Raw genomic sequence first — 15638 nt, forward strand, 5'->3', positions numbered from 1 at the left:
CGATCGGTCTGTTTGGCGACGTCCGATCGATCACCGGGGCGTTCGGCTAGGCGGCACCTTTGCCACAATACTCAGCCGTCGAGTTGAAGCTTTGCGTTTCGATCCAGGCCTCAAGATCGGCAGGGCGATAGGCGACCCGCCGTCCAAGCTTCACGTATCGAGGAGACGATCCACTCAGGCGCATCTTGGCCAACGTGGAGGACGAGATGTTTAGGAGGTTTGCCGCGTCTTCGGCGCAAATAAGTTGGTCCAATCAGGTGTTCCTTCATTAGCAACGGCGCATCGCCGTCCAACGCGCTGAATATACAGGAATCATCATGACCTTGCACGAGACCAAGCAACAGCTCGATTCAGATTTTTGGGTTTTCCCCAACCGCTTGGATGACGATTTCACGACCATGGAAGCTGCTTCTATCCGCGCGCAACTTGCTGAAAGGGGCACCAAGCAGCACCCAGCTTTTTGCTTCTGCGGACTAATCGAAGCGGATCGCATCCGCGACAAAGAGGAATTTCTTCCTCGCCTAGCGACGGTTGCCGGGATAAAGAACGCCGATGGAAAACCCGTTCTACGGTCTCGGCTTCGTCGTGTATGAAATCGACCCCCTCACCCATGATGACATAGGCATCGTCGCATTCGCCCGAAACGCACTCGTCGCACAGGCTGCCTTCTATGCCGCTCTGGAACGGATGCCGGGCTCGATGCTCATGACGCGCCACCGGGCCAGGATCATCCAGACGGGCGTGGGTAAGCGCCTTCTGGAGGAGGGCAACTATCGTCCCGCTTGATCAACGGGTTGCTCGCGATGGCGTCCGAGCCGGACACGGCCAATGGAGCCTGTTGAGCCGTTCGACGCGTTTAGTCGATCAACGACCAGAAAACTATTTCGCGACCATGGCGAGAGCTTGCGGATGGGCAAGCTGCATGGAAGCAAAGCGCTGGCCGATCTGATCAGAAGCCGCGCGCATCGGATCATCCGCCAGATGCGCATAACGGGCCGTCGTTTGCGGCTGCGAATGGCCAAGCAGCTTTCCGATCATCGGTAAGGACATGCCGCTCGCCACAGCGATGGAGGCGAAGGAATGGCGCAGGTCGTGAATGCGAACGTCGTTCAAGCCTGCGCGCGCACGGATGGCCTGCCACGGCTTTTGCAGGTTGATCAGCCGCTCGCCCTTCTTCTGGCCGCAGATAACATAGGGATTGTCGGCGAGGTGAGGAATGCGCGAGAGAACCTGAAGTGCGGGCGCATTCAGGAAAACGGTCTTCGCGCCCGTCTTCGAGTCGGGAAGGCGAACGAGCGAAGCTTCCCAGTCGATCCACTCCCAGCGCATGCCCAGCACTTCGTTGAGGCGCGCGCCCGTCAGGAGCAGGAGCCGGATCGCGGCGACGACATGCGGGCCGTGTGCGCCTTCCATTTCGATGGCAGACAGAACCGATCCGAGATGGGCGATTTCCGCCGGGGACAGAAACCGCTCCCGCTTGCGCTCCTTGAACGGCTGCACATGCAGAGCGGGATTCGAATGGTCGGGACGATAGCCGTCGCGTTCGCACCAGTTGAAGAACTTGCGCAGGACGGCGAGCAGGCGGTTGGCCTGATAGGGCGTGCCGGAAAGCGAATTGTGCAGCTTGGACAGGTCGGCGCGAGCGACTTCCGCGATCGGCATCCGCCGCAGTTTCGTAGGCACCAGGGTTTGCGCGAGCCGCCTGTATTCGGCGCTGGAACGGCCCTTCAGCTTCGCGTCGGCATGGTCGGCGAGAAACTGGTCCAGCAGTTCGCCCGTGGTCTTTTCGTCGCGCTTGGCTTCCCGCTCAGCCATCGGATCGTCGCCACGCGCCACCAGTCGGAGATTGGATTGAGCGAGGCTTCTCGCCTGATCGACCGTTAGCGCTCCAAAAGCCCCGAGCGTCATCCGGCGCGACTTCCGACCGATCCGATACTGAAGGACGAACACCTTCCGGCCGGCCGGCGTCACCTTGAGCCCGAAGCCGGCGAGGTCGCTATCCCAGACGAACAGATCGCTGGCCTGCCCTTCGGTCGCATCCACAAGGCGCTTGGTGATCTTCGGCATCGGGGACCTGCTTACTGGTTTCGATTTCAGTAAGCACATAGTAAGCGAACCTGCCGGAATGTGCAAGAATCCCAGGGAATCTCCTACACATTAATTTCCTGTTTTTCCTATGTTTTCTGCTATGCCGGGGAGCCTACGGGAATCCGCCAAGCGATCGGACCTTCAAACTTTTAATCAGTAGGTCCTGGGTTCGAGCCCCAGCGCGCTCACCAATCATACTCTGGTTCCCGCTACTTTTTTGAGCGACGTTCTCTTGCTCGACCCTCACCCTGCGGCGGGTGCTGTGACAAATGACACGGCAAGCCGCGCCCGCCAGGTGCGTCAGCGGCCACTCGGGATGTGCGGATCCGGCGGAACACCTCCCGGCCTGGCTCGCACGCGGCGCCGTGCGAGGCTTCATGAAGGAAGGTTGCGGCTGCGGAGGAGCCATGCCTCGCGGGATCGTCTATTCCTGGACTCGTCGAAGGCGGGCAGACATCGGTCGGCAGAAGGGATGCACGTCATCCTCGCCGACAGGTTCAGCGCCACCCTCGCAAGCCTTGTCAATGGCGAGCGGAAGCCGGCGCGGTTGACCCTCCCTGGCGTCGCGCCTACATGTCGTCTCAGGTCGTCGCCCATCGGAACACCGTCATGAAACACATGCAGGTTCGCGAGGCCAAGGCGGAACTCTCCGCGCTGATCGCAGCAGCCATGCGCGGCGAGCCGACAACGATCACGAAACATGGCAAGCCCGCCGCCGTGCTGGTGCCGGTGGCGGATGCGCGCAAGCTCTATCCGGAGAGCAAGCCTGATTTCGTCGAGCATCTGCTTGCCTTCCCCGGAGGGATCGAATTCGAGCGGGACGAAATGCCCGTACGGGACATCGACCTTTGAAAGGGTCTCTCCTCGATACCTCCATCATCTCGGAACTGGCGCCCGGACGGCCGTCCGGCGCACTGCCGCAATGGCTGCGCCAACATCACCCTTCGGTGTTCCTGCCGGTGGTGGCCGTCATCGAGATCGAGAAGGGGGTATCGCGGCTGGCGGGCGTGGGCGGTTCGCAGCGTGCGGGACTGCTTTCGCTGTGGCTTGATCGAGTATTGGAGACGTTCTCAGAGCGCGTGCTGGCGCTCGACGTGATCGCGCCCGGCGCGCTGGCACCATGAGCGACGCGGCGCGCGCCAGGGGGCGCGATCCAGGTCTGGCCGATGTGATGATCGCGGCCATTGCCGATGTGCACGAACTCACCGTGGCCACGCGCAACCTGCGCCATTTCGATCCGCTCGCCGTCCCCTGCCTCGACCGGCTTGCGGGGGATTGACGGTGCCCACCATCCTCGCCGGCAGCTTCACCGCCGTCCTCGCGAAGCCCGCCAGCTCCTCCGTGCCGCTGCGACCCGTCACGCGGCAGCGCCTCGGCGAAAGTTCTGGCATTGCGCGTCCGCGCCTGGGTTGCCAGGTTGACCCATCGGCTGTGACGTCGTCATGGTCGTGCTGCCTCTGAAGACAACCCGATGCGGCGCAACGTCTGGTCGTCCCCAACCCGGTCCATATCCACGCCATGACTGACAGTTCGACCGGAAGAGGCACGGAAGCGGCCAGGAACAGGCGACAGGTGGACCGGCTGCGGCGGCGGATCGAGACGCTGGAGCGGCGGCACCAAAGGTTGCGGCGATGGGTTCTCGTCGCCGCGTCGCCGCTGCTCCTCCTCGCATTGCCGGTGCTGATCCCGCTGGCGCTGCTGCGGCATGCGCGACGACGCGGCGCCGCGCATGCCCCGGGGACCCAGGCCACCGGACGGTCAGCGCGCGCATCGATACGGGAACCGGAACAGGGCCCCCTTCCCTCGCCGCAGCCGAACGCACGCACCATCATCCGCGATGCGTTCCTGCTCGAGCGCGACCGCGGCCATGGCGCGGCGATGGACCTGCTCGACGCGCATGCGGGACTTGTCTCTCCGGGCAGCCGGGCGATGTTCGAGGCGATGGGGGCCGACGGGGATGCGGCATGGACGGCGGCGATGAACCGCTGGGCGCTGGCGCGCGGCCTGCCGCCGATCCGCCTCGAGCCGGGCGATGGCCCGCGCTTCTTCCGGATCACCTTCGATACCGTGCCGGTGGCGCCCGCAGCGGAGACGATCACGGTGATCGTCTCCTGCTTCAACGCCGAAGCGAGCGTGGAGCGCGCCGTCCTCTCGATCCTCGGGCAGAGTTGGGATGCGATCGAGGTGATCGCCATCGACGACGCCTCGACGGACGCCACCGCGTCGATCCTTAGGAACCTGGCAGTGAAGGACCGGCGGCTGCGCGTGCTTCGCAACAGCCGCAATGTCGGCCCCTTCGTGTCGAAGAACCGGGCCCTGGCGATGGCATTGGGGCGCTACGTCACATGTCATGACGCCGACGACATCGCCTTTCCGGACCGGCTCGCCGTGCAGATGCAGCCCATCCTGATCAATCCGGGGATCAAGGCCACGGTCGGCACCATGGTCCGCCTGGACGCGTGCGGCCGCTTCTCGTTTCCCGCGCATGTTGGACGGATCAGCCAGGACGGCATCGAGCGCGCGTGCCCCGTCTCGCTGCTGGTCGAGCGGGACGAGCTTTTCCGCCTGGGCGCGTGGGATTCGGTGCGCTTCGGCGCCGACAGCGAGATGCTCGCGCGTGTCGGCGGCCAACTGGGCGAAGGTCTCCACAGGCTCCACCGTCCGCTGATGCTCTGCCTGACGGCAGCCACGGGGCTGACGGGCGATGCCGAACACGGCATCGACGTCGTCACCGGATTGTCGGCGACCCGACGCGCCTACGAGGCGGCCTGGCAGGACTGGCATCGGCGCACGGCGCCCTACGACCGCCGCCTCCCCTTCCCTCCGGCGGGAGCGCCGTTTCCGGTTCCGCCCGTGATGCGGGTGCCGGAGGACGACATCCGCGCGGTGATCGCGGACGGGCCCGACACGGCGGCGGGCGTGGTCGACCGGTCGCGCGCGGGGTAGGCCGCGAGCCTACATGCCGTCGGCGCCGCGGTTCAGGGCGGCGACGCCGGTGCGGCAGACCTCGATCAGGCCGAGCGGCTTCATGATGGCGATGAACTGCTCGATCTTCGACACGCGGCCGGTGATCTCGAAGATGAAGTGCTCGGTGTTGGCGTCGATGACGCTGGCGCGGAAGGCATCGGCCAGCCGAAGCGCCTCGACGCGGTTGTCGCCTGTGCCGGCGACCTTGACCAGCGCCAGTTCGCGCTCCAGCGGACGGTCCTGGCCACGCTCGCGCGCCACCACCGTCAGGTCGACGACGCGGTGCACCGGCACGATGCGCTCGAGCTGGTGCTTGATCTGCTCGAGCACGTGCGGCGTGCCGCGCGTCACGATGGTGATGCGCGACAGGTGCTTCTCGTGCTCGGTCTCGGAAACCGTCAGGCTGTCGATGTTGTAGCCGCGGCCGGAAAACAGGCCGATGACGCGGGCGAGCACGCCCGGTTCGTTGTCGACGAGCACCGAGAGCGTGTGCGCTTCGGGCTTGGCGGTTTCCCGCTCGATGAAATAGGCGGAGCCGGTGGGCTGTAGCTGGGCGTTCATGGGTGCTTCCGAGTGAGGGTTCTGATTGTTGCTAGGCCGGCACCACGGGTATGCCGTTGGAAAGGGCCTTGGACTTGCGCTGTAAGTCCTGATCGAAGGTCGCGAAGGCGTCGTTCCCGTCCGCTGAGAAGAGATGCAGCGCGTCGGCGAAATCGAGACCCATCTGCTGGGCCATGATGCAGTTGGCGATCCGCCGCCGGTCGGCGAACGAGACGTTCGTCGTGGCGACCAGCACGGAGAAGAGGCGGTCGAGGTCGACGCGCCCGACCTTCATGACGCTTCGCAACAGCCATTCGGTTTCGAGCAGGACCGTATCGCCGATGAAGACGTCTTCTTCCGCGAGCAATCTCCGTGCGCGCGCCGATTGCTCCGACCCGTCGTCGACCAGCGCCCTGGCCAGAACGTTCGTGTCAACCGCGATCGGCATCGAACCGCCTTGCCGCCTCGGCCAGCATCGCGTTCTCGATTTCCGCGTCGGTCGGGAACGGCCGATCTGCTTTGACAACATGCTTGAGGAATTCGCCGGGCGGCAGAGGCGGAAACCTCGGATCGAACGCGCTCACCGGCTGGACGAAGACTCCTCGCCCCTGCCGCACGAACTCGACCTCGGTTCCTTCCGTCAGCCCCAGTTCGTCGCGCACCGATTTCGGTACGACGATCTGGCCCTTGCTCGACATGCGTGCCCGCGCGTTCATCGCAGCCTCCATGTAAGACGCGGTAAGACAAATACGCCTTACCGCGCCATCCATCAACTCACACCAGCATCCGGCCCCTCGCGTCGATGGCGTTGGCGACGGCCTCGTCGGTGGCCTCGTCGGGCAGGAGCATCTCGTTGTGCGCCTTGCCGGACGGGATCATCGGGAAGCAGTTGGCGAGGTTGGCGACGCGGCAGTCGAAGATGACGGGCTTCCTCACGTCGATCATCTCCTGGATCGCGTCGTCGAGGTCGCCCGGCTTCTCGCAGCGGATGCCGTGGCCGCCATAGGCCTCGGCGAGCTTGACGAAATCCGGCATCGCCTCGGTGTAGGAGTGCGACAGCCGGTTTCCGTGCAGCAGCTGCTGCCACTGGCGCACCATGCCCATGTACTGGTTGTTGAGGATGAAGATCTTGATCGGCGCCTCGTACTGCACCGCGCAGGACATCTCCTGGATGGTCATCTGCACCGAGGCGTCGCCGGCGATGTCGATGACCAGCGCGTCGGGATGGGCGATCTGGACGCCGAGCGCGGCCGGCAGGCCATAGCCCATGGTGCCCAGCCCGCCGGACGTCATCCAGCGGTTCGGCTTCTCGAAGCCGTAGTGCTGGGCCGCCCACATCTGGTGCTGGCCGACTTCGGTGGTGATGTAGGTGTCGCGGTCCTTGGTCAGCGCATAAAGCCGCTGGATGGCATATTGCGGCATGATGATGTCGTCGTTCGGCTTGTAGGCGAGCGAATCGCGGGCGCGCCAGCGCTCGATCTGCTCCCACCAGGGCCGCAGGGCGGCCTTGTCGGCCCTGGCGCCCGCACGCCACAGCCGCACCATGTCCTCCAGCACCCGACCGACGTCGCCGATGATCGGGACCTCGGTGCGGACGTTCTTGTTGATCGAGGACGGGTCGATGTCGATGTGGATCTTGCGCGAATGCGGCGAGAACGCGTTGAGCCGCCCGGTGATGCGGTCGTCGAAGCGGGCGCCGATGCAGACCATCACGTCGCAGTCGTGCATGGCCATGTTGGCCTCGTAGGTGCCGTGCATGCCGAGCATGCCGAGCCAGCGCGGGCCGCTGGCCGGATAGGCGCCGAGGCCCATCAGCGTCGAGGTGATCGGGAAACCGGTCAGTTCGACCAGCTCGCGCAGCAGGTGGCTGGCTTCCGGGCCCGAATTGATGACGCCGCCGCCGGAATAGATGATCGGCCGCTTCGCCGACGCCATGAGTTCGACCGCGGCGCGGATCTGCTCGAGGTCACCCTCGAGTTTCGGCCGGTAGGAGGAGCGCGGCGCGGTCTGCGGCGGCGTGTACATGCCGCGCGAGAACTGGATGTCCTTGGGGATGTCGACGACGACGGGACCCGGGCGGCCGGTGGTCGCCACCTGGAAGGCCTCGTGCAGGATGCCGGCCAGTTCGTTGACGTCCTTCACCAGCCAGTTGTGCTTGGTGCAGGGCCGCGTGATGCCGACCGTGTCGCATTCCTGGAAGGCGTCGGAGCCGATCAGCGAGGTGGGCACCTGGCCGGTGATGCAGACGAGCGGGATGGAATCCATCAGCGCATCCTGCAGCGGCGTCACCGCGTTTGTGGCGCCGGGGCCGGAGGTGACCAGCATCACGCCAGCCTTGCCGGTGGAGCGGGCATAGCCCTCGGCCGCATGGCCGGCGCCCTGCTCGTGGCGCACGAGGATGTGCTGGACCTGTTCCTGCTGGAAGAGTTCGTCGTAGATCGGCAGGACTGCGCCGCCGGGATAGCCGAAGATGTGCTCGACGCCGTTGTCGATCAGCGCCTGCACGACCATCTCGGCGCCGGTCATCTCGCGCCGCCCGGTTTCCACATGTGCCTTGTTCATCGATCTCGTCCCGTATTGCGCGCCGCTGCGGCGCTGGAGGTTCGTCTAGTCCTGTTTCGGCCAATAAAAAAGGCCCCCGAGGGAGCCTGTTCGTCGCGCATGGGGGGATTTCGCCCGGCGGTTACACCGCCTTGCCCATGCGCGCGCCTACTACGAGAATGATCCTGTCCGTCATGGGGGCGGACACTAAGGCGACGCGGCAGGCGCTGTCAATCGCAAATCGGTTCCGCCGCACGCGACGGCCGGCCTCCGTTAACGGCACGTGAACCAAGGCGCCGAACCCGCCCTTAACCCGGCCCTGTCATCTTGCGTCCCAAACGACAAGAAAAAGAAGCGGACAGGGACGCGAAGCGAGACATGTTTGCCGGAGAAGGAGCCCGCGGGGAAGCAACAGCGCAGGAGCGCCGCGACCCACGGCAGCCCGATGCGCGGATGCTCGGGCGCGTCATCCAGTGCGACGGCGCGATGGCCGTCATCGCCTCCTACGCCGACGCAGCCGAAGGCGCGCCGACCAACCTGTGGAACATCGGCAAGCTGATCTCGGTCTCCACCGGCCAGACGCGCCTCGTCGGGATGGTGTGCTCGATCGAGATGCCGTCGGGCGTGTGGGCCGAGGACGAGCCGAACCCGATCAAGGTGCATCTGGAACTGATCGGCGAAGTGCGAGACGAGGAAGGCACCAGGCGGCCGATCTTCGACCGCGGCATCACCGTCTATCCCAACATCGGCGCCATCGCGCACCAGATCCGCGCCCGCGACCTCGAGGCCGTCTACCAGCTCGCCGGCCGCAAGTCGGTGGTCATCGGCAGCCTGTCGCAGAATTCCAACATCGATGCGCGCATCAGCGTCGATTCCATGCTCAACCGGCACTTCGCCATCGTCGGCACCACCGGCGTCGGCAAGTCGACGGCAGTCTCGCTCCTGCTGCACAAGGCGATCGAGGAGCGGCCGGACCTGCGCATCCTGATCCTCGACCCGCACAACGAGTTCGCCGCCGCCTTCAGGGACCAGGCGGCGCGGATCGACCAGCAGACCCTCGACCTGCCCTTCTGGCTGTTCCGGCTGGAGGAACTGACGGAGGTTCTCTTCCGCGGCCGCGAGAACGTGGCGGAGGAGGTCGATATCCTGCGCGACCTGATCCCGATCGCCAAGGTCTCCTATCGCAATCCCGGCGGGCAGCTGCGCCTGCGCCGCGCCTCCGACATGGGCTCCATCACCGCCGACACGCCGCTGCCCTACCGCATGTCGGACGTGCTGCGCCAGATCGACGAGCGCATGGGTTCGCTCGACGCCAAGCTCGAGCGGCCGGCGCTGAAGTCGCTGAAGAGCCGGATCGAGAGCATCGTCCACGATGCCTCGTACCGCTTCATGTTCGGAACCCACATGGTGGAGGACACGATCCACCAGTCGATCGGCCGGATCTTCCGCGTGCCGCACGAGGGACGGCCGATCATGTGCTTCCAGCTGGCCGGCATGCCGTCGGAGGTGGTCAATTCGGTCTGCTCGGTTCTCGCGCGGCTCGCGTTCGACCTTGCCCAGAGCAGCCAGGGCAAGCTCAAGCTGCTCGTGGTCTGCGAGGAGGCGCACCGCTACATGCCGTCCGATCCGCGGCTCGGCTTCGCGCCGACGCGGCATGCGCTGGCCCGCATCGCCAAGGAAGGCCGCAAGTATGGCTGCTACCTCGGCGTCGTGACGCAGCGGCCGGGCGAACTCGACCCGACGATCCTGTCGCAGTGCTCGAGCGTCTTCGCCATGCGGCTCGCCAACGACCGCGACCAGGAGATCATCCGCACTGCCATTGCCGATTCCTCGGCCTCGACGCTGGCCTTCCTCTCCTCCATGGGCCAGCGCGAGGCGATTGCCTTCGGCGAGGCGGTGGCGACGCCGATGCGGCTGAAGTTCGAGGAGCTGTCGGCCGACAAGATCCCCGGCGCCCATGTCGACAGTTCGCTGGGAAGCGTGGTCTCTCCCGAGGAGGTGGACCTGCAGGCGATCATCGACCGGATGCGGCGCATCGAACGGCAGCCTGCGGCCGAGGCGGAGGAGGACCAGTCCTTCTTCGGCGAAGGCAGCCCGCTGCTCAAGCGCCCGGTGGCCGAAGCCGCGCGCGACCTGACCGCGCCGCCCGAGACTTCGGGCACCGTTCCCGGCGCCTATGCGCCGGTTCATGGCGGCGCCCCGGCCTTCGGCATGGCCCCGGCTACGGCCGAACCGCGGCGGATGCGCCGCTTCGGCGACGGGCCATTCCGTTCCGGCGAGTAGGACAGGCCTTCACGGACGTGGCCGGGCAGACGTCAGACAGGCGGCACGCGCTGCCGGCTCAGGCGCAGACGCGGTTCCGGCCGAGCCGCTTCGCCTGATAGAGCTTGCGGTCCGCGCGGCGGAAGAACTCGTCCGCCGTCTCGCTGCGGTCCCAGACCGCGAGCCCGACGCTGGTGGTCACGCGCAGCGTGATGTTGCCCGTCGTGACCGTCAGCTGCGAGATGGCGGTGCGGATGCGTTCGGCGAGCTTTGCCAGCATGTCCTCGTCGAGGTTCGGCGCGACCACCGCGAATTCCTCGCCGCCCAGGCGCGCCGCGACGTCGTGGTAGCGCGTGAACTCGCGCAGGCAGCTCGCCACCTGGCGCAGCACCTCGTCGCCGACGTCGTGGCCATGCGTGTCGTTGACGGCCTTGAAGTTGTCGAGGTCGAGGATCATCAGGCCCACCGGCTTGCCGATGCGCTGGAATTCGCCGAGATATTCGCGCAGGGCGTCGTCGAAGTAGCGACGGTTGTGCATGCTGGTCAGGCCGTCGGTCAGCGCCGCGTGCTCCAACGTCACCGAGCGGGCGCTCAGCGTCTCGGTCATGGCGCGCAGCTTGCCTTCCTCGCGCACCTGGGTGCGGATCAGCGGAAAGATGAAGAACAGTCCGAAGATGATGGCGCCGGCATTGAGGATGGCGCCGCCGAACAGCATCCGGCTCGCCAGTTCGTGGGCGGCCGCATCGTCGATATGCTCGGCCGTCAGCGCCCGATAGGCGAACAGCATCAGGACGCACGTCACGAGGATCAGCGCCATGAAGACGAAGAATGCCGTTTCCGATCGATGGAGGCGCATGTAACCCGTACCGCGATGACTTGCGAAGGATTGCACGGCTCCAATTACGGCGGCGTTAACGGGCGCAACCTCTACGCGAAGCGTTCGAACAAGACCTAAGTCTTCACGGAGGATGCCCGCGTGGCGAGCAGATCCCCCTCCATTGGTCCTATGCGCTGCCATTCGGTTCCGAGCTGATGACGAAACCAGGTGTCCTGCCGCTTGGCATATTGCCGGGTGGCGGCCTTCGCCCGTTCCAGGGCCGCCTCAAGCGTCGACGTGCCCTGCAGGTGGCCCGCGAGTTCGGGAACGCCGATCGCCTTCATGGCAGGCAGGGCCGGGTCGAGGTCGAGTGCCAGCAGCGCCCTCACCTCTTCCAGCGCGCCGGCTGCCACCATCGCGTCGAAGCGGTCGTCGATGCGCTGCCGCAGAAGCGCCCGGTCCGGAGCGATGACGAGGCAGCGCGCCGTCGCCGGATCGATCAGCGAGGGCCCGCGCCGCGCCTGCCAGTGACCGATCGGCCGGCCGGTCGCCTCCAGGACCTCGAGGGCGCGAACGATGCGCTGGCCATCGGCGGGGCCGATCCGGGCAGCGGCCGCCGCGTCGCGCGTCGTAAGCAGCGCGTGCAGGGCGGCGGCGCCTTCGGCGGCAAGCCGCACCCGCCAGGCGTCTCGGACCTCCGCAGGCACCGGCGGCATATCGGACAGGCCGCCGGTCAGGGCGCGGAAATAGAGCCCGGTGCCGCCGACGAAGACGAAGCGCCGGCCGCTGCCCGCGGCGCCGGCGATGAGTTCGGCCACCTCGCGCAGCCACTGGCCTGTGGAATGGGCGGCGGACGGCGGCACGTGGCCATAGAGATGGTGCGGCCGTTCGGCTTCCTCCGCGGCAGAGGGACGCGCCGTCAGCACGCGCAGCACGCCGTAGACCTGCATGGAATCGGCGTTGACGATCTCCGCACCCGTATCGCGTGCAATGGCGAGCGCCAGCGACGACTTGCCGCTGGCGGTCGGCCCGGCTATCAGGGTTGCGCCCTTCAACGGCGCGATGCCGTCTCGCGGAGATATTGTCTCGATGTCGCTGGTCGCCACGCTCATCTCCAGCCCCGAAGCCGCCGTGCTGACGCGGGATGTCGCCGATAGCGCGACCCGCGCCCTTCGCGCAAGGGCGCCGCGCTGGCTTGCCGACGGCATCGCCTGCGACATCGACCTGCCGGAGGATGCCGATGCAACCGAGGCGGAAGCGCGCCTGCGCGAAGCGCTGGCCGGCCTGCCGCTGGACGTCGCCGTGCAGCCGGCCGAAGGGCGGCGCAAGAGAATCCTGATCGCCGACATGGACTCCACCATGATCGATCAGGAATGCATCGACGAACTCGCCGCCGAGGTGGGTCTGAAGGATCACGTCTCGGCCATCACCCGGCGCGCGATGAACGGCGAGATCGCCTTCGAGCCGGCGCTGCGCGAGCGCGTCGCGCTCCTGAAGGGGCTGCCGCTCTCCGTGATCGACAAGGTGATCGCCGAGCGGATCACGCTGGCGTCGGGCGGGCCGCAATTGGTGGCGACGATGCGACGACACGGCGCCTGGGCGGCGCTGGTTTCCGGCGGCTTCACGCTGTTCACCGGCCCGGTGGCGCAGCGGCTCGGCTTCGACGAGCACCAGTCGAACACGCTCGTGGCCGAGGGCGGCATCCTTGCCGGCACGGTCGCCGATCCAGTGCTCGGGCGCGAGGCGAAGGCGGAGGCGCTGACGGCGATCGCAGCCGGCCTCGGCGTGACGCCGGCCGATGCGGTGGCGGTCGGAGACGGCGCCAACGACCTCGCCATGATCGGACTGGCCGGCATGGGCGTTGCGCTGCACGCCAAGCCGACGGTGGCGGCACAGGCCCGCTTCCGCATCGACCACGGCGACCTCACCGCCCTGCTCTACCTCCAGGGCTATTCCGCCGGCGAAATCACCGCATGACGCTTCTGACCACCGAGCGCCTCATCCTGCGCAACTGGGAGGACCGCGACCGCGCGCTGTTCCACCGCATCAATTCGGACGATGCGGTGATGCAGTTCTTCGGCTTCCGTCGCAGCCGCGCCGGCTCGGACGCCATGATGGACCGCCTGACATGCGACATCGTCACGCGCGGCTACGGCTTCTGCGCCGCAGAGATTGCCGCGACGGGCGAGACGATCGGCTTCGTCGGTCTCAACCCGGCAGGCATCCCCGACATCCTGCCGGACGACGCCGTGGAGATCGGCTGGCGGCTGGCACCCGAATTCTGGGGCAAGGGCTATGCCACGGAAGCGGCCCGCGCCTGGCTCGCCTTCGCCTTCCGGACGCTCGGCCTCGACGAGGTGCTGTCCTTCGCCGTCTGGACCAATGCCCGATCTATCGCGGTCATGACGCGGATCGGCATGAGCCGCGTCGACGACGGCGACTTCGACCATCCGCGCGTCGCGGCGCCGAGCCTCAATCCGCACGTGCTGTACTGTATCACGCGCGACGAGTGGCGTCAGGAAGCCTGAAACGGAAACGCCGCCCGCAAGGGCGGCGCCCGAAGCGCGGCAGACCGGGGCGCGGCAGACCGGAGCGACCGGTCAATCCATCCTGAGCGTCACGAAGCGCAGCTCGCCGGTCTTCGACGACAGCATCAGCAGCGCGTTGCGGCGGCCCTGCTCCTTCAGCGCGGCGATGCGGTCGACGACCTGCTGGGGAGACGAGACCGATTCCTGGGCGATCTCGGTGATCACCTCGCCGGCAGCGATGCCCTTCTCGGCGGCGGCCGAGTTGGGTGCGACTTCCATGATCACCACGCCGGACACGTCGGGCACGATGCCGAATCGCTCGCGCGCGGCGTCGTCGAGAGCACCGACGGTCATGCCGAGCACGGCGGCGGTGGCCACGGCCTCGCCTTCCTCGCCCTCGGCAGCCTCGTTCTCGGCCAGTTCCTCGCTATCCTCGAGGCGGCCGAGCGTGACCTTCACCACCTGTTCCTCGCCCTTGCGGACGATGACGACGTCGACTTCCTTGCCGACCGGGCTGTCGGCGACGATGCGCGGCAGGTCGCGCATTTCCTTCACCGCCCGGCCGTCGAAGCGGATGATCACGTCGCCGGCCTGGATGATGCCGTTGTCGACGGGACCGCCCTTTATGACGCCGGCCACCAGCGCGCCTTCCGCCGTCGCCATGCCCAGGCTCTCGGCGATGTCGTCGGTGACGGGCTGGATGCGGACGCCGAGCCAGCCGCGACGCGTCTCGCCGAACTCGCGCAGTTGCGAGATGACGCTGACGGCAAGGTCCGAGGGAATCGAGAAGCCGATGCCGATCGAGCCGCCGGAGGGCGAGATGATGGCGGTGTTGATGCCGATCACCTCGCCGTTCATGTTGAACAGCGGGCCACCGGAATTGCCGCGGTTGATCGCCGCATCGGTCTGGATGAAGTCGTCATACGGGCCGGAATTGATGTCGCGGTTGCGCGCCGAAACGATGCCCACCGTCACCGTACCGCCGAGGCCGAACGGATTGCCGATGGCCATGACCCAGTCGCCGATGCGGATGGCGCCGGAATCGCCGAAGGGCACGGCCTTCAGCCGCTTCTTCGTCGGGTCGACTTTCAGCACGGCGATGTCGGTCTTGGTGTCGCGGCCGACGAGTTCGGCCTTCAGCTTCGAGCCGTCGGAGAAGTTCGCCTCGATCTCGTCAGCGTCGGCGATGACGTGGTTGTTGGTGATGATGATGCCCTGTTCGGCATCGATCACGAAGCCGGATCCCAGCGACTGCACCCGGCGCGGCACGGTGCTGCCGCCGCGGTCCTTGAAGAATTCGTCGAAGAAATCCTGGAAGGGCGACCCCTCCGGAAGCTGCGGCATCGGCACCGCGTCCTGCCCAGGGGCGCCGGCGTTCTGGGAGGTCGAGATGTTGACGACGGCTTCGAGCAGACCCTCCGCGAGGTCGGCTACGGAGGCCGGACCGGTCTGCTGCGCCACGGCCGGCGCTGCCGTCTGCGCCAGCATGGCGGCCGCCGCGGCCGCGAAGGCAAGGTTGCGCACCGCCGGCAGGAACCGCTTGAGCATCATCGTCACGTTCTCCCGATTGGCCTGATCGCGGCCGGACCGCGAAGGCCCCGCTGCCGCGGCAAGAAAGCGGACGCGACGGCGCCGCGCCCGCTCTTTCGTCAGCAAGAATTAGGGCCAGTTTGCGGTCGAGGATAGCGCAAAGCGGATAAAACCTGCGTTATCCCCGCGCCAGCCAGACGATGCCGACGCCGACGGCCACGGCGGCGATGCCGCCATAGCGCAAGGTGTTGTCGGACATGTCGAGCACGTTCGACGCGAGCTTCCGCGCGAGTGAGGGAAAGCCGCCATAGATGAGGCCCTCGATCACGAAGACGAGACCGAGGGCATCGATGAAGTCGCGCATG

Annotated in this window: 19 protein-coding genes; 9 read left to right on the forward strand and 10 right to left on the reverse strand. The window is 66.6% G+C overall.

Features of this window, described 5'->3' with window-relative positions; all coding sequences use genetic code 11:
• Nucleotides 1-46: 46 nt before the first annotated feature.
• Entirely contained in the window at nucleotides 47-253 is a 207-nt protein-coding gene (locus N1F91_RS03645; RefSeq protein WP_289990380.1) for a helix-turn-helix domain-containing protein, read from the reverse strand.
• A gap of 64 nt (nucleotides 254-317) precedes the next feature.
• On the opposite strand from N1F91_RS03645, the gene N1F91_RS03650 reads away from it, so the two are divergent.
• Nucleotides 318-593, forward strand: a complete 276-nt coding sequence (locus N1F91_RS03650) for a hypothetical protein (protein WP_289990381.1) — start codon at nucleotides 318-320, stop codon at nucleotides 591-593.
• On the forward strand, nucleotides 553-786 hold the full coding sequence (locus N1F91_RS03655; RefSeq protein WP_289990382.1) for a hypothetical protein: 234 nt from the start codon (nucleotides 553-555) through the stop codon (nucleotides 784-786). Before N1F91_RS03650 ends, N1F91_RS03655 begins: the two co-directional genes overlap by 41 nt.
• Before the next feature lie 93 nt (nucleotides 787-879).
• Here the strand turns inward: N1F91_RS03655 and N1F91_RS03660 are convergent, their stop codons facing one another.
• Nucleotides 880-2067, reverse strand: coding sequence for a site-specific integrase (locus N1F91_RS03660; RefSeq protein ID WP_289990383.1), 1188 nt, complete (start codon nucleotides 2065-2067; stop codon nucleotides 880-882).
• Nucleotides 2068-2697: 630 nt separating this feature from the next.
• Between N1F91_RS03660 and N1F91_RS03665 the strand changes: the two genes are divergently transcribed.
• From N1F91_RS03665 to N1F91_RS03680, 4 genes are all read left to right on the forward strand, one after another.
• Complete coding sequence (locus N1F91_RS03665; RefSeq protein WP_289990384.1) at nucleotides 2698-2940, forward strand: type II toxin-antitoxin system Phd/YefM family antitoxin; 243 nt, start codon at nucleotides 2698-2700, stop codon at nucleotides 2938-2940.
• Entirely contained in the window at nucleotides 2937-3212 is a 276-nt protein-coding gene (locus tag N1F91_RS03670) for a hypothetical protein (protein ID WP_289990385.1), read from the forward strand. The genes N1F91_RS03665 and N1F91_RS03670 overlap by 4 nt, the downstream gene beginning before the upstream one ends.
• Nucleotides 3209-3367, forward strand: coding sequence for a hypothetical protein (locus N1F91_RS03675; protein WP_289990386.1), 159 nt, complete (start codon nucleotides 3209-3211; stop codon nucleotides 3365-3367). The genes N1F91_RS03670 and N1F91_RS03675 overlap by 4 nt, the downstream gene beginning before the upstream one ends.
• Before the next feature lie 293 nt (nucleotides 3368-3660).
• Nucleotides 3661-5034 (forward strand): glycosyltransferase family 2 protein, encoded by a 1374-nt coding sequence (locus tag N1F91_RS03680; RefSeq protein ID WP_289990387.1) that lies wholly within the window; start codon nucleotides 3661-3663, stop codon nucleotides 5032-5034.
• Nucleotides 5035-5043: 9 nt separating this feature from the next.
• Here the strand turns inward: N1F91_RS03680 and ilvN are convergent, their stop codons facing one another.
• From ilvN to N1F91_RS03700, 4 genes are read right to left on the reverse strand one after another with little or no spacing between them, the layout of a single operon-like run.
• Nucleotides 5044-5616: an acetolactate synthase small subunit gene (gene ilvN, locus N1F91_RS03685; protein WP_289990388.1), complete on the reverse strand. Its 573-nt coding sequence runs from the start codon at nucleotides 5614-5616 to the stop codon at nucleotides 5044-5046.
• Nucleotides 5617-5647: 31 nt separating this feature from the next.
• Entirely contained in the window at nucleotides 5648-6043 is a 396-nt protein-coding gene (locus N1F91_RS03690) for a type II toxin-antitoxin system VapC family toxin (RefSeq protein ID WP_289990389.1), read from the reverse strand.
• Entirely contained in the window at nucleotides 6027-6365 is a 339-nt protein-coding gene (locus tag N1F91_RS03695) for an AbrB/MazE/SpoVT family DNA-binding domain-containing protein (protein ID WP_289990390.1), read from the reverse strand. Before N1F91_RS03695 ends, N1F91_RS03690 begins: the two co-directional genes overlap by 17 nt.
• 4 nt (nucleotides 6366-6369) lie before the next feature.
• Entirely contained in the window at nucleotides 6370-8157 is a 1788-nt protein-coding gene (locus N1F91_RS03700; RefSeq protein WP_289990391.1) for an acetolactate synthase 3 large subunit, read from the reverse strand.
• A 357-nt stretch (nucleotides 8158-8514) separates the two neighbouring features.
• Between N1F91_RS03700 and N1F91_RS03705 the strand changes: the two genes are divergently transcribed.
• Complete coding sequence (locus N1F91_RS03705; RefSeq protein ID WP_289990392.1) at nucleotides 8515-10419, forward strand: ATP-binding protein; 1905 nt, start codon at nucleotides 8515-8517, stop codon at nucleotides 10417-10419.
• 58 nt (nucleotides 10420-10477) lie between these two features.
• On the opposite strand, the gene N1F91_RS03710 is transcribed toward N1F91_RS03705, so the two are convergent.
• Together N1F91_RS03710 and miaA are read right to left on the reverse strand one after the other, a co-directional pair.
• Nucleotides 10478-11254 (reverse strand): GGDEF domain-containing protein, encoded by a 777-nt coding sequence (locus tag N1F91_RS03710; RefSeq protein ID WP_289990393.1) that lies wholly within the window; start codon nucleotides 11252-11254, stop codon nucleotides 10478-10480.
• Between the two features lie 95 nt (nucleotides 11255-11349).
• Nucleotides 11350-12327 carry a tRNA (adenosine(37)-N6)-dimethylallyltransferase MiaA gene (gene miaA / locus N1F91_RS03715; RefSeq protein WP_289990394.1) on the reverse strand — a complete coding sequence of 326 codons (978 nt, stop codon included), beginning with the start codon at nucleotides 12325-12327 and terminating at the stop codon, nucleotides 11350-11352.
• Between miaA and serB the strand changes: the two genes are divergently transcribed.
• Both serB and N1F91_RS03725 read left to right on the forward strand, forming a co-directional pair.
• Entirely contained in the window at nucleotides 12305-13192 is an 888-nt protein-coding gene (gene serB / locus N1F91_RS03720) for a phosphoserine phosphatase SerB (RefSeq protein WP_289990395.1), read from the forward strand. The two genes, miaA and serB, sit on opposite strands and share 23 nt — an antisense overlap.
• Nucleotides 13189-13743, forward strand: coding sequence for a GNAT family N-acetyltransferase (locus tag N1F91_RS03725; RefSeq protein ID WP_289990396.1), 555 nt, complete (start codon nucleotides 13189-13191; stop codon nucleotides 13741-13743). Before serB ends, N1F91_RS03725 begins: the two co-directional genes overlap by 4 nt.
• A 72-nt stretch (nucleotides 13744-13815) precedes the next feature.
• Here the strand turns inward: N1F91_RS03725 and N1F91_RS03730 are convergent, their stop codons facing one another.
• Nucleotides 13816-15231 carry a DegQ family serine endoprotease gene (locus N1F91_RS03730; protein WP_289990571.1) on the reverse strand — a complete coding sequence of 472 codons (1416 nt, stop codon included), beginning with the start codon at nucleotides 15229-15231 and terminating at the stop codon, nucleotides 13816-13818.
• A gap of 220 nt (nucleotides 15232-15451) precedes the next feature.
• Nucleotides 15452-15637: a DUF2065 domain-containing protein gene (locus tag N1F91_RS03735; RefSeq protein WP_289990397.1), complete on the reverse strand. Its 186-nt coding sequence runs from the start codon at nucleotides 15635-15637 to the stop codon at nucleotides 15452-15454.
• Between the last annotated feature and the right edge of the window lies 1 nt (nucleotide 15638).

Origin of the sequence: Aquibium sp. ELW1220 (assembly GCF_030398385.1) — a bacterium.
Classification (GTDB): domain Bacteria; phylum Pseudomonadota; class Alphaproteobacteria; order Rhizobiales; family Rhizobiaceae; genus Aquibium.